This window comes from Rhodoferax sp. WC2427 (assembly GCF_040822085.1).
GTDB lineage: Bacteria > Pseudomonadota > Gammaproteobacteria > Burkholderiales > Burkholderiaceae_C > Rhodoferax_B.
The window spans coordinates 3,775,032-3,787,984 of record NZ_CP162006.1; the positions used below are offsets into that span (position 1 = coordinate 3,775,032).

The 12,953-nt window shown below is 66.0% G+C and carries 10 protein-coding genes; 3 read left to right on the forward strand and 7 right to left on the reverse strand.

The genetic code is table 11. From position 1 onward, the window contains the following. Nucleotides 1-106: 106 nt before the first annotated feature. The 3 genes from AB3G31_RS17555 to AB3G31_RS17565 form a co-directional block, all read right to left on the reverse strand. A complete protein-coding gene (locus AB3G31_RS17555) occupies nt 107-3,055 on the reverse strand; it encodes a peptidase C1 (protein ID WP_367847359.1) in 2,949 nt (982 codons plus the stop codon). A gap of 75 nt (nt 3,056-3,130) precedes the next feature. Then, a complete protein-coding gene (locus AB3G31_RS17560; RefSeq protein ID WP_367847360.1) occupies nt 3,131-4,384 on the reverse strand; it encodes a c-type cytochrome in 1,254 nt (417 codons plus the stop codon). Further along, nucleotides 4,381-5,052: a cytochrome c gene (locus tag AB3G31_RS17565; protein ID WP_367850377.1), complete on the reverse strand. Its 672-nt coding sequence runs from the start codon at nt 5,050-5,052 to the stop codon at nt 4,381-4,383. Before AB3G31_RS17565 ends, AB3G31_RS17560 begins: the two co-directional genes overlap by 4 nt. A 125-nt stretch (nt 5,053-5,177) precedes the next feature. Between AB3G31_RS17565 and AB3G31_RS17570 the strand changes: the two genes are divergently transcribed. Next, nucleotides 5,178-6,629: a PLP-dependent aminotransferase family protein gene (locus tag AB3G31_RS17570; RefSeq protein ID WP_367847361.1), complete on the forward strand. Its 1,452-nt coding sequence runs from the start codon at nt 5,178-5,180 to the stop codon at nt 6,627-6,629. Between the two features lie 97 nt (nt 6,630-6,726). Then, the gene (locus AB3G31_RS17575; RefSeq protein WP_367847362.1) at nt 6,727-7,113 is read left to right on the forward strand and encodes a hypothetical protein; all 387 of its coding nucleotides are present in this window, start codon (nt 6,727-6,729) and stop codon (nt 7,111-7,113) included. A gap of 19 nt (nt 7,114-7,132) precedes the next feature. Here AB3G31_RS17575 and AB3G31_RS17580 read toward each other — a convergent pair whose 3' ends face one another. Then, the gene (locus AB3G31_RS17580; RefSeq protein WP_367847363.1) at nt 7,133-7,999 is read right to left on the reverse strand and encodes a pirin family protein; all 867 of its coding nucleotides are present in this window, start codon (nt 7,997-7,999) and stop codon (nt 7,133-7,135) included. Between the two features lie 134 nt (nt 8,000-8,133). Between AB3G31_RS17580 and AB3G31_RS17585 the strand changes: the two genes are divergently transcribed. Further along, a complete protein-coding gene (locus tag AB3G31_RS17585) occupies nt 8,134-9,039 on the forward strand; it encodes a LysR family transcriptional regulator (RefSeq protein WP_367847364.1) in 906 nt (301 codons plus the stop codon). 60 nt (nt 9,040-9,099) lie between these two features. Here AB3G31_RS17585 and phbB read toward each other — a convergent pair whose 3' ends face one another. The 3 genes from phbB to phaC all read right to left on the reverse strand — a co-directional run bounded on the left by phbB (nt 9,100) and on the right by phaC (nt 12,905). Beyond that, the gene (gene phbB, locus AB3G31_RS17590) at nt 9,100-9,837 is read right to left on the reverse strand and encodes an acetoacetyl-CoA reductase (protein WP_295953763.1); all 738 of its coding nucleotides are present in this window, start codon (nt 9,835-9,837) and stop codon (nt 9,100-9,102) included. Between the two features lie 37 nt (nt 9,838-9,874). Then, the gene (locus tag AB3G31_RS17595) at nt 9,875-11,053 is read right to left on the reverse strand and encodes an acetyl-CoA C-acetyltransferase (protein WP_367847365.1); all 1,179 of its coding nucleotides are present in this window, start codon (nt 11,051-11,053) and stop codon (nt 9,875-9,877) included. A gap of 133 nt (nt 11,054-11,186) precedes the next feature. Then, nucleotides 11,187-12,905 (reverse strand): class I poly(R)-hydroxyalkanoic acid synthase, encoded by a 1,719-nt coding sequence (gene phaC, locus AB3G31_RS17600; RefSeq protein WP_367847366.1) that lies wholly within the window; start codon nt 12,903-12,905, stop codon nt 11,187-11,189. Between the last annotated feature and the right edge of the window lie 48 nt (nt 12,906-12,953).

A 12,953-nucleotide genomic window follows, 5' to 3' on the forward strand; every position in this document is an offset into this window, starting at 1 on the left:
CTCTCATGGACGCGGGCGCAGAGCGCCCTGCGCCATGAAAGTGGGTTAGTGACAGCGGAAGTGCCGAAACTGTACAAGCTTCGGCACCAGGCCCCACCCTGTAGCGCTAAAAGCCCCGCAAATCGTCCACCGGCTGCAAGAGCTTGCCGCCCAGAACCACCTGCAGCGTGCGGGTGATCGCGTCGATGTTGTTGTCAAAGCTGCCGTGGTCGGCGGGGATCATCACGTTGCTGGGGTCGTCGCGGCGCGGGTCGGCCAGGGCGGTGCAGACTTTGTCGGTGGTAACTTCCACCAGGCGGCCCGTGCTCTTGAGCTTGGCATCTTGCACCGCGCGCCGCCAGACGTTCAGGCTCTCGTTGGTGCTGGAGCTCCCGTCCCAGCCGCCATCTCCGGTGCCATAGACCTTGGCCATGCCCGCGATGGGGGTGCGCAGGTCGGTCTCCAGCGCGCCCGACACCAGGTACAGCAGCGACTTGCGGTAGATACCCGCCACGCTGTCGGCGCGCTCCCGGGTGTCGGACAGCACGGCCAGGTAGAGCCGCTCCATGATCTGCTTGTTGCTGGCATAGCATTGGTTGGCAAAGGCCACACTGCAGGCGGGCGCATACAGGTGGATGGAGTTGATCTTCTCAATGGGTACTTCACGGTGCGCCAGCCCCCCCAGCATGTGGCCCAGAATGATCGAGCCCGCCGAGTGGCCCACCAGGTGGATTTCCAGCTGCTCGCCCCAGGTATCCATGAGCTGTTGCAGGGCGCGGATGATCTGTTCGCCGCCACGCCGGGTTTCAAAAGCCAGCGCGGCCACATCCTTCATCTGCGTCCAGACCGGGCGCACCAGGCTGCGGCCAATGCTGGACTCGACGGCCAGATCGGTCTTTTCGGTGACGGCCTCGGCCAATTCGTCAAACCAGCCGCCCGCCATGCCTGGTGCCTCGCGGCTTTGCTTGTGCAGAATGCCGCTGATGGACTCCAGCAGCCCGGTCTTCCAGACCAGAAACAGCGGATAGCAGCCGTTGGCCTCGAAATGCCGCCCCATGGCGCGGGCACGCTTGATCGCATCGGCCTCGCTGTTGAGGCCGCCGTGGGCGTAGATGACGATGCGCTTCTTGCCGTCCAGCGGGCCGTGGGCCGGGTCGCGGAACCAGGCATTGGGCAGCTCGCAGACCTGGTGGGCCAAGGTTCGGCTGAGCGCATCCTCGGTCAGGTAGTGGCCCACCCGGCCATCGTCGCCCAAAACCACGCTGTGCTGGTAGGCCTGGTCGGCGCTCCACCACAGGCCGGTATTGACCGCACCGGCCCGCGCGTGTGCGCCGTCCGAGGCGGTGACGCTGATGCGCCCCTCCACCACCCCGGGCACGCCCAGCGCCACCACCCAGGCGTCCATGCCGTTGGCCAACCAGTCGGCATAGCCCAGCACGGCAAAGCCGCCCATGCCAAATTGGGTACCCCATGAGTTCTGCACGATGAACCCCTGGGCATTGAAGCCCACCAGTGCAAACGCGTGGCCCCCGCCTTCGGCCGGGCGGCCATCGAACGCAATCAGCGGCAGGTCTTTGTGCCCGCTGGGAACGGCCTTGGTGGTGGGCACGCTGTGCCAACCGTCGTGGGTCAGGGCCGACACATAGACCGCGCCCACGGCCTGGATGGCGGCCTGCAGGTCGGTAATGGACTGCAGGGCGATGCGGTAGTACACGCCCAGCGTCTGGTCGGTGGCGTTCTTGGCGAAGCCGTAGCGGGGTTGCGGCGCATCTTTGCGCCAGTAGTCGTCCAGGCACACGCCATGGTTGAACCAGCCTTTGAGCGCGCCCCGGCAGCTGGAGCCGCTGTAGTCTTCGCCCGCATATTCGTCGTAGCGGCGGGCATAGCTGTAGAGCATGCGCGGGCTGACCGAATCGATCTTGCTTTTGTCGGCGGCCTTGTACCAGCGCAGGTAGTTGACCACGCAGGCCAGGCCATAGCCGGTGCAGGCGCCTTCGTTGCCCTGGTCCAGGATCAGCCCGGCGGCGGTGTAGGCGGCCAGGTATTTCTTGATGTCGTCATCGCTGGGGTAGGCCCCCTGCAGGCCCAGCGGCGGCGGCAGGTAGGCGCGGTCGTTCAGGTCGATGGGGTCTTTGCGCACCTTGAGCTGGCGCTCAGCCCCGAGCCTGGGGGGCACGGCGGCCGGGGTCGCCTTGCCGGCCTTGGCCGACTTGGCGGCACCTGCGCCCACATTCCGCACCGGAACGATCTTCCCCACCAACGGCTCGGCCCGCGCAAAAACGTCCTTGAAGCGGTCCAGCCCGTGTGCGCCGCCGTTGACCAGCTTGCGGGCCGCAGCCAAGTTGCCGGTGGCCAGCGCGGCACGGATGGGCTCGGCCTTGTCGGCCAGAAACTTGGCCAGCAACAGTGCAGCGATCTCCGGGGCGTTGGCCAGATCGGCGTTGCCAGCCTGCACCACGCCCAGGTCGATGCCCAAGGCATTGCCATAGCGGGTGTAGTTGTCGCGCCCGGTCAGCTGCACAAAGCCACGCCCCTTGAAACGGGCCCCATCGCCCGCCTGGGTATTGCCCACGCGCTTGCCCGGCCCGGTGCCCGGCTCGTACAGGCCAAACGGCATGCCGCCCGGCGCGGTATTGAATTGCGACTGAAATTCCGAGATCGGCAAAAAGCCTTCGGTTTCGGCGCGGATGCTGCCCAGAGCGGCACAGACCATGGGCCAGTCGGTCAGCTCCAGCGCATCCAGCGCGGCGGCCACGTAAGGCAGGTAGCGGGCGATGTTGGCGGGCTTGGTGGCCGGGAACAACTGGCGCACCAGCTCCAGTGTCAGCGGTACTTTGAGACGGGGCGCCGGGCGCAGCTCCAGCAGTCGCAGGCAATACGGCCCCACTACGCCATCGGCCACCAGCCCCACACCCGACTGCCAGCGCCTGGCGGCAGCCTCTACATCGGCCGTCATCTCGTCGCCCAGATCCAGACCCGGAAAGGCCTGGGCATCGGCGCCCAGTTCATTGAACAAGGCGGTACGCAGTTTTTGCACTGCCGGGCCTTGGCTGCCCCGCACCAATAGAAAGTCCATGCCCGTCTCCTTGTAAGAAGACTTGTGATTGTGGGCATGTCAGCCGTTGCGGGCATCCTCCTTTTGGTGGACAGATCAGGGGCGTGCAACCTCCAGTTCGGTCACGCCCGCGGCGTGGTTGCCCCAGGAGGTGCGGATAAAGCTCAGCACGGCGGCGATGTCGGCATCGTTGAGCACCAGCACAAACGGCGGCATGCCAAACGGGCGCGGGTTGCCTGCAGTGGCCGGGGCAAAGCCACCGTTGCGCACCGCGTGCACCAGGTTGGCGGTGCTGTCCATGGTGACGGCACGGTTGCCTGCCAGCGGCGGGTAGGCCCCCGCCACGCCCTGGCCCTGGGCACCGTGGCATTGGGCGCAGTGCCGGTCGTACAGCTTGGCACCCCGTTGGACATCACCTGCCGTGGTGGGCACGGCGCGCACCGGCTGCGCCGGGGTTTGCGGCAGGGCTTGCAGGTAGGTGGCCATGGCGGTCAGGTCCGGGGGGGTGAGGTACTGGGTGCTCTGCTGCACCACCTCGGCCATCGGGCCCAGCACCGTGCCTTGCGGGGCCACACCGGTTTGCAGCAGGCGCACCGCATCTTGCAGCGGCCAGCCGTGCAGGCTGGCTTCCTGGGGGGCAGTGAGCGAGGGGGCATACCAGTTTTGCACCGGAATCAGCCCGCCCGCCAGGTCCAGCCGGGTATCGGTGGCGCCCAGGGCGTTGCGGGCAGTGTGGCAGGCACCGCAGTGGCCCAGGCCGCGCACCAGATAGGCCCCGCGGTTCCATTCCGCGGACTGGGCTGCCTCGGGCTGGAAGCTGCTCGGGCTGAAGTACAGCGCGCGCCACACCGCCAGCGCCGCCTGCTGGTTGAACGGCCAACGCAGCGCGTGCGGTGGGGCAGGCTGGGCCGTGGCGGGCCGGCTGCGCAGGTAGGCGTAGAGCGCGTCCGAGTCGGCCCGGGTCACGGTGGTGTAGCTGGGATACGGAAACGCCGGGTACAGCAACCGCCCGTCTTTGGAACGGCCGTTGTGCAGGGCCCGCCAGAACTCCGCCGCCGACCAGCTGCCGATGCCGGTGTGCACATCGGGCGTGAGGTTGCTGCTGTAGACCGTGCCAAACGGTGTGTCGATGCCGCGCCCGCCCGCGTACGGCGTGCCGCCCCGGGTGGTGTGGCAGGCCGCGCAATTGCCCGCACGGGCCAGGTAGGCGCCGCGGGCCAGCAGATCGGGCGTGGCGTTGAGCGCAGGCGCAGTGGCCGACACATCCGGCTCGTCGCGGATGTTCAGCTGCCATACCAGGGCGGCCAGGGCCAGGACGAAAACGCACAGACCCAGCGCAATTTTCTTCATGGTGCGCTCCCGCAGGCAATCGCCTGGGCCCCGGGCGGCAAGGCCGGCAGCGTGGTGGCCGGGTGGGTGTTGGCGGGCAGTGGCTGGGTGGCCAGCCAGCTGGCCGCAGCGTTGACCTCGTCGGGGCTGAGCTGGCGGGCCACCGTGCCCATGCAGTCGGGCGCATGGGCCCGCCGCTGGCCAGTGCGCCAGGCCCCAAGCTGGGCGTTCAGGTAGTCGCGCGGCAGACCCAGCAGGCCGGGGATGTGCGGGGCCACGCCGGTGAGTGCCGTGCCGTGGCATTGCACGCAGGCGGGGACATTGCGCATGGGATCGCCCTGCTGCACCAGCGTCTGGCCCCGGCGCAGCACCTCGGCGGTGACTTTGCTGGGCTGGGGCGCGGGGTACGGCAGGTCCAGCTGGGAAAAATACTGCGCGATCTCCAGCAGGTAGGCATCGCTTAAAGGGTCGACCATTTGCACCATCAGCCCGTAGTGGCGGCGGCCCTCTCGGAAGTTGAGCAGCTGGTTGTACAAATAGCCCGCCGGTTTGCCCGCGATGCGCGGGTAGTAGCCATCGCTGGCGGCACGGCCCTCTTTGCCGTGGCAAGCGGTACAGGCCTGGGTGCGCTGGGCGATGGTGTCTTCAAACGGAGGCGGGGCGGCCTGGCTGGCGGTGGCGGCCAGCAGGCACAGGGCGGTCAAGAGGTTTTTCACGATAGGCCATGATGCCCCAGCCTGGCCCGCAGGGACAGCACCAGTAGGCAACTAAAAAACCATACCAGATGCCAAAAATGTAAAAATCTACAGCTCAGATGAAACGTTACGAGCAACTGGCCGACCTGCTGGCCGCCGACATCCGCTCTGGGCTGCGCGCCCCGGGCAGCCGCATGCCGTCCATCCGCATGCTCACGGCGCAGCACGGCATCAGCCCGTCCACCGCCTTCCAGGCCTACTACCGGCTGGAAGAAAAGGGCCTGGTGCGGGCGCGCGAGCGCTCGGGCTACTTCGTCACCGGGGCCGTCGCCCTGCCCGCCCCCGCGCCCCGGGTGGTGGCCGCGCCCGCGCAGGTGGCGGCCAAGGTGGACATCAGCGACCTGGTGTTTGCGGTGCTGGACGCGGCGCAGCAGCGCGACATTGCGCCGCTGGGCTCGGCCTTTCCCTCGCCCGCGCTGTTTCCGCTGCAGCGCCTGGCCCAGTCGCTGAGCCGCAGCATGCGCCGCAGCCAACCCTGGGAATCGGTGCAGCACCTGCCGCAGGGCCATGCCGGGCTGCGCCAGCAGATTGCGCTGCGCTACCTGGCCATGGGCATGGCCCAGCCGCCCGAAGACCTGGTGGTGACCAGCGGCGCGCTCGAAGCGCTGAACCTGTGCCTGGCCGCCGTGGCCCAGCCCGGCGACCTGGTGGCGGTGGAGTCGCCCGGCTTTTACGCCAGCCTGCAAACGCTGGAGCGGCTGCAGATGCGGGCGCTGGAAATCCCGGTGCATCCGCAGCACGGGCTGGACCTGGACGCACTGGAGCGGGCGCTGCAACACCACCCGGTCAAGGCCTGCTGGCTGATGACCAGCTTCCAGAACCCCACCGGGGCCAGCCTGTCGGCGGCAGGCAAAGAGCGGCTGGTGGCCCTGTTGGCGGCCCGCCAGATCCCGCTGATTGAGGACGACGTGTACGGCGAGCTGTACTTCGGCAGCCAGGCTCCGCTGCCCGCCAAAGCCTATGACCGGGAGGGCCTGGTGATGCACTGCAGCTCGTTTTCCAAAACCCTGGCCCCGGGCTACCGGGTGGGCTGGGTGGCCCCCGGGCGCTACGGCCCGCGCATTGCACAGCTCAAGCTGATGACCACCCTGGGCGCCAGCCTGCCCGCCCAGGCGGCCCTGGCCGACTACCTGCAGCACGGCGGCTACGACAAGCACCTGCGCCGCCTGCGCCACGTGCTGGAGACGCAACACGCCAGCCTGGTAGCGGCCATTGCCCGCTACTTTCCGGCCGATGTGCAGGTCTCGCAGCCCGGCGGCGGCTACTTTGTATGGGTGGCTTTGGCACCCGGTTTCGACAGTCTGGCCCTGCACCAGCAGGCGCTGGCCCAGGGCATCAGCATCGCCCCGGGGCCGATGTTCTCAGCGCGGCAGGGTTTACGTCACTGCATCCGCCTGAACTTCGGACACCCCTGGGATGCCCGCATGGAAGCCGCCATGGCCGCGCTGGGCGCCTTGGTAAAAAATTTATACGAAATTGGCACGCCACGCTTACGGAATAAGCACAAGTAGCTACTAAAAATATAGTAACTGTATGTGTGGCGACGCACAGACGGCAGGCACACGGGAGCGCATATTGGCCACTTTCCCATCCAGCCAGGAGTCCACCATGCCCATCCGTACCGCCACCCTCCTCTTGACCGCGCTGCTGTGCACCGCTGCTGCGCAGGCCGCCGACCCCGCCGCCTCAGCCAGTGCCCAGGCCCGCTACAAGCAGGACATGGCGCTGTGCAACAGCGGCAAGTCGAACCAGAGCTTTGCCACCTGCAAGATCGAAGCCGAACGCGCCCTGGCCGAGGCCCGCCGGGGTGGCCTGACGGCAGCCGCACCGTCGGAGTACCAGCAAAACGCCCTGCGCCGCTGCGAGGTGTTCCAGGGCGATGAGCGCACCGCCTGCGAAGCCCGCATGCGCCAACCCGAGGGGGTCGACGGCAGCGTGCAAAGCGGCGGCGTGTTGCGCGAAAGCGTGACCATCGTGCCGGTGCCCGCCAACTAAAACCAGGCCCGCCTCTGCGTCAGGCAGGCAGCTGCCCGAAGCGGCCGGCCTGAAAGTCGCTGATCGCCTGGACGATCTCGGCCTGGCTGTTCATCACGAACGGGCCGTGGCCGACGATGGGCTCGTCGATCGGCTCGCCGCTGAGCAGCAACAGGGTGGCATCGGTGTTGGCTTCGATCTCTATGCCGCTGCCGTCCCGCTCGAACTGCACCAGTTGCGCCTCCCGCACGACCTCGCTGCCATTCACCAGCACCGTGCCATGCAGCACCACCAACGCCAGCGTGCGGCCCGCGGGCACGCTGAAGCGGCTGGTCGCGCCCGCATGCAGGCGCACATCCCACACATCGATGGGCGTGAAGGTGCGCGCGGGGCCTTGGTGGCCGTCGAAGGCACCGGCAATCACCCGCACCTGGCCGGCACCGTCCGGCAGAGCCACGGACGGAATGTCGGCGTTCAGCAGGTTCTGGTAGCCGGGCGCGGCCATCTTGTCCTTGGCGGGCAGGTTGACCCAGAGCTGCACCATTTCCAGCGTTCCGCCGCTCTGGGTGAAGGCGGGCGAGTGGAATTCCTCGTGCAGGATGCCGCCCGCTGCCGTCATCCACTGCACATCGCCCGGACCGATCAGCCCGCCCGCGCCGGTGGAATCCTTGTGCGCAACCTCGCCCTGGTACACGATGGTCACCGTCTCGAAGCCACGGTGCGGGTGCTGCCCCACACCGCGCGGGCGGGTAGCGGGCCCAAACTGCGCCGGGCCGGCATAGTCCAGCAGCAGGAACGGGCTCAGCTGCGCACTTTCGCTGCCGTAGCTAAACATCGAACGCACCGGGAAGCCGTCGCCCACCCAGTGCGGGCGGGGTGCATTCTGGACGCCGAGGATCTTCTTCATGGTCTTCTCCTGTAAGAACGTATTCAAGGGCGGGAACGAAGGCTCCACCCATGCTCGCATCATAAATATGGAACGCTGACTCTGGTAGTTGGCTAAATTTGCCATCATCGTTCTATTTAGTGAACAATGCAGGCATGCGCGACCTCAACGACCTCTATTACTTTGTCCAGGTGGTGGAACACGGTGGCTTTGCGCCCGCAGGCCGGGCGCTGGGCATGCCCAAATCCAAACTCAGCCGCCGCGTGGCCCTGCTGGAGGAGCGCCTGGGCACGCGGCTGATCCAGCGCTCCACCCGCAGCTTCACGGTGACCGACAGCGGCCAGACCTACTACGGGCACTGCAAGGCCATGCTGGTGGAGGCCGAAGCGGCCGACGAAGCCATCGCCCTGGCCCATGTGGAGCCGCGCGGCACCGTGCGCATGGCCTGCCCGGTGGCGCTGCTGGACGCGCTGGTGGGCGAGATGGTGGCGGCCTTCATGGTCGCCCATCCGCGGGTCGAGATCCACCTGGAGGAAACCAACCGGCGGGTGGACGTGGTGGGCGAAGGCATCGACATCGCCATCCGCGTGCGCCCCCCACCCATCGAAGACAGTGACCTGGTCATGCGCGTGCTGGCCGACCGCGGCCAATGCCTGGTGGCCTGCCCGCGCTTGCTGGAGACCACCGGGCTGCCGCGCACCCCGGCCGATCTGGCGGGCCTGCCCAGCATGGACCTGGGGCTGCCGCAAAACGAACATGTCTGGAACCTGCTCGGCCCCGACGGCGCGCAGATGGCCATCCGCCACCAGCCCCGCCTGGTCACCCGCAGCATGCAGTCGCTGCGGGCGGCGGCGCTGGCCGGGGTGGGCATCGTGCAACTGCCCCGGATGCTGGTGCGCGCGCAGTGCGAGCGGGGCGAGCTGGTGCACGTGATCCCCGGCTGGGCGCCACCGCGCGAGATCATCCATGCAGTGTTCGCCTCGCGCCGTGGCCTGCTGCCCTCGGTCCGGGCCCTGGTCGACTTCCTGGCCGATCGCTTTGCGGGGCTGCAGGAAGACTGAGCCGATTTCGCGCACAAAAAAACCCGCCGAAGCGGGTTTTTGAGAGCAGCGCCTGGGCGATCAGCCCATGTGCAGACCACCGTTGACCGAGAAGTCGGCGCCGGTAGCGTAGCCACCTTCTTCGGACGCCAGCCAGGCGATGATGGAAGCGATTTCGCTGGGCTTGCCCAGGCGTTTCACGGGCACGGTGGCGACGATCTTGGCCAGCACGTCTTCACGGATGGCGTTGACCATGTCGGTGCCGATGTAGCCGGGGCTGACGGTGTTGACCGTCACGCCCTTGGTGGCCAGCTCTTGCGCCAGGGCCATGGAGAAACCGTGCATACCGGCCTTGGCAGCCGAGTAGTTGGTCTGGCCAGCCTGGCCTTTTTCGCCATTGACGCTACTGATGTTGATGATGCGGCCCCAGCCCTTTTCCACCATGTCGGCCACCACTTGCTTGGTGACATTGAACATGCTGTTGAGGTTGGTTTCGATCACCGAATCCCAGTCTTCGCGGCTCATCTTCAGGAACATGCGGTCCTTGGTAATACCGGCGTTGTTCACCAGCACGTCGATCACGCCGTGTTCGGCCTTGGTCTTGGTGAAGGCTTCGACGGTGGAATCCCACGCGCCGACATTGCCCACCGAGGCGTAGAAGGTAAAGCCCAGTGCAGCCTGCTCGGCGATCCACTTGGCGTGGTCGCGGGTGGGGCCGCAACCGGCAATGACCTTGAAGCCGTCGGCATGCAAACGCTGGCAGATGGCGGTCCCGATGCCACCCATGCCGCCGGTGACGTACGCTACTTTTTGTGTCATTTCTATCTCCTGTTTGTTTTAAAAAATACGCAGTGGATTAGCGTTCGATGGTCAAAGCAACACCCATGCCGCCGCCGATGCACAGCGAGGCAATGCCCTTCTTGGCATCGCGGCGCTGCATTTCGTGCAGCAGCGTGACCAGAATACGGCAGCCAGACGCACCGATGGGGTGGCCAATGGCAATGGCGCCGCCGTTGACGTTGACCTTGCTGGTGTCCCAGCCCATTTCGTTGTTCACAGCGCAAGCCTGGGCGGCAAAGGCTTCGTTGATTTCCAGCAGGTCCAGGTCTTGCGCCTTCCAGCCCGCACGGGCCAGGGCTTTGGTGGACGCTGGCACAGGGCCCATGCCCATGATGGCGGGGTCCAGGCCGGTGGTGGCAAAGCTGGCGATGCGGCCCAGCGGGGTCAGGCCCAGGGCGGCGGCTTTCTTGGCGGTCATCACCATCACGGCGGCGGCGCCGTCGTTCAGGCCGGAAGCATTGCCTGCGGTCACGCCACCGGCCTTGTCGAACGCAGGGCGCAGGCCAGCCAGGGCTTCAGCGGTGGTCTTCTTGTTGATGAACTCGTCGTTCGAGAAGATGATCGGGTCGCCCTTGCGCTGGGCAATGCTGAACGGCGCGATTTCGGCCACGAACTTGCCCGCTTCCTGCGCGGCAGCGGCTTTTTGCTGGCTGGCCAGGGCCAGAGCATCTTGCATGTCGCGGGTGATGCCGTACTTCTTGGCCACGTTTTCGGCGGTGATGCCCATGTGGTACTGGTTGTACACGTCCCACAGGCCGTCCACGATCATGGTGTCGGTCATCTTCCAGTCACCCATGCGCTGGCCGTCGCGGCTACCCATCAGCACGTGGGGCGAGGCACTCATGTTTTCCTGGCCACCGGCGATGACGATTTCGCTGTCGCCATAGGCCACGGCCTGGGCTGCCAGCATCACGGCTTTCAGGCCGGAGCCGCACACGGCGTTGATGGTCAAGCCAGGCGTGCCCTGCTGCAGGCCGCTTTTCAGCACCGACTGGCGGGCCGGGTTCTGGCCTGCGCCAGCGGCCAGCACCTGGCCCATGATGACTTCGCCGATTTGCTCGGCGCTCAGGCCACTGCGGGCCAGCACTTCCTTGATGACGTGGGCACCGAGCTCGGTGGCCGGGGTCTTGGCGAGGCTTCCGCCGAATTTGCCTACGGCGGTACGGGCCGCTGCGACGATGACGATGTCTTCCATTTTTTTGCTCCTGGGTCTCGTTGGTAATTGAAGGTCGGTCGAAATGTGCTGGACCCACCCCGCAGATGTGTACGGGATGGTTAATTCGCGTTTCAGTGTAGGGCCAAGTAGCACATTTTTTGTATACGGACTTCTACTGTGCACGGGCTTTCACGTAGCGGCCCGGCGCGGCTTCGATCACCTTGTAATCGGCGTTGCCGTAGGCGGTGGGCGCTGCAATTTGCTTGCCCGCATGGCCTTTGAGCCAGGTGGACCAGTCGGTCCACCAGCTACCGGCGTGCTCCTGGGCGCCAGCAATCCAGTCCTCGGCCTTGGCCGGGAAGCTGGTGGTATCGCTGATCCAGTGGCTGCGCTTCTTTTTGGCGGGCGGGTTGATGACCCCGGCGATATGGCCGGACGCACCCATCACGAAACGCTTGGGGCCCGGCAGCTGCTGGGTAGAGGCGTAGGCCCCGCCAATCGGCACGATGTGGTCTTCGCGCGAGCCGTAGATGTAGGCCGGGATATCGAGCTTGCGCAGGTCGATCTTTTCGCCGCAGACGGTGAGCTTGCCGGGCTGCACCAGCTTGTTTTCCAGGTAGGTATTGCGCAAGTACCACGCGTAAAACGGGCCGGGCAGGTTGGTGGAGTCACTGTTCCAGTAGAGCAGGTCGAACGGCGGTGGCGTTTCGCCCTTGAGGTAGTTACCCACCACGTAGTTCCATACCAGATCGTTGGGGCGCAAGAAGCTGAAGGTGCTGGACAAATCGCCGCCGGGCAGCAGGCCGCCCTGGCCCATCTGCTTCTCACGGAACTGCACCATGGCCTCGTCCACAAAGATGTCGATGATGCCGGTGTCGGTAAAGTCCAGCAGCGTGGTCAGCAGGGTCAGGCTGGAAACCGGCTTTTCGCCGCGTGCCGCCAGCACGGCCAGGGCGGTGCTCAGGATGGTGCCGCCCACGCAGAAACCCAGGGCATTGAGGGTTTTGGAGCCGGTGATCTCTTGGGTGACGGCAATGGCCTGGATAACCGCGTCTTCGATGTAGTTGTCCCAGGTCTTGTGGCCCATGGACTTGTCGGGGTTGCGCCAACTGACGACGAAGGTGCGGTTGCCCTGCTCCACCGCATAGCGGATCAGCGAGTTTTCAGGCTGCAGATCAAGGATGTAGTACTTGTTGATGCAGGGTGGCACCAGCAAAAACGGCTTGGCGTACACCTTGGCGGTGAGCGGCTTGTATTCGATGAGCTGGAACAGCTCGTTCTCGAACACCACGGCGCCTTCGGTGGTGGCCACATTCCGGCCCACCTCGAACAGGCTCTCGTCGGTCATGGACACATGGCCCTGCTGCATGTCGTGCATCAGGTTCTTCAGGCCCTTGGCCAGGCTTTCGCCCTGGGTTTCGATGAGCTTCTTTTGCGCTTCGGCGTTCATCGCCAGGTAGTTGCTGGGCGCCGATGCAGCCGTCCACTGCTCAACCGCAAACTGGATGCGGGCACGGGTTTTTTCGTCGCCCTCGACCGCGTCGGCCAGGCCCATCAGGGTGCGGCTGGTGAGCAGGTACGAGGCGGCGGTATACGCGGTGAGGGGGTTTTCCGCCCAGGCCTTGGCAGAAAAGCGCCGGTCTTTGGCGATGTTGCCGGCATCCATGCTCTGGTTCCACAGCGCGGCGGACTCTTCCAGGTACTGCTTTTGCAAAGCCTGCAGCTTGGCGGGCGAAAACGTGATCTGGGGCGGCGTCGCCGTGCCGATGGGAACGCCCAAATCCAGCCCCTGGATGGGCTTGACGGCATCGGCCCAAGCCCGCGTCCATGTGTCGCCCAAGGTTTGCTGGAATTGCTGGGCGGTTTTGGCCCAGTCTGGATCAGAATGCATAGTGGCTCCTCACAAAGCGATATCTCTGACGCATGTTCCGCACCCCGT

Coding starts and splice junctions, on each gene's coding strand:
- AB3G31_RS17555 (WP_367847359.1), bottom strand. CDS start 3,055: ATGGACTTTCTATTGGTGCGGGGCAGCCAAGGCCCGGCAGTGCAAAAA.
- AB3G31_RS17560 (WP_367847360.1), bottom strand. CDS start 4,384: ATGAAGAAAATTGCGCTGGGTCTGTGCGTTTTCGTCCTGGCCCTGGCC.
- AB3G31_RS17570 (WP_367847361.1), top strand. CDS start 5,178: ATGAAACGTTACGAGCAACTGGCCGACCTGCTGGCCGCCGACATCCGC.
- AB3G31_RS17575 (WP_367847362.1), top strand. CDS start 6,727: ATGCCCATCCGTACCGCCACCCTCCTCTTGACCGCGCTGCTGTGCACC.
- AB3G31_RS17580 (WP_367847363.1), bottom strand. CDS start 7,999: ATGAAGAAGATCCTCGGCGTCCAGAATGCACCCCGCCCGCACTGGGTG.
- AB3G31_RS17585 (WP_367847364.1), top strand. CDS start 8,134: ATGCGCGACCTCAACGACCTCTATTACTTTGTCCAGGTGGTGGAACAC.
- phbB (WP_295953763.1), bottom strand. CDS start 9,837: ATGACACAAAAAGTAGCGTACGTCACCGGCGGCATGGGTGGCATCGGG.
- AB3G31_RS17595 (WP_367847365.1), bottom strand. CDS start 11,053: ATGGAAGACATCGTCATCGTCGCAGCGGCCCGTACCGCCGTAGGCAAA.
- phaC (WP_367847366.1), bottom strand. CDS start 12,905: ATGCATTCTGATCCAGACTGGGCCAAAACCGCCCAGCAATTCCAGCAA.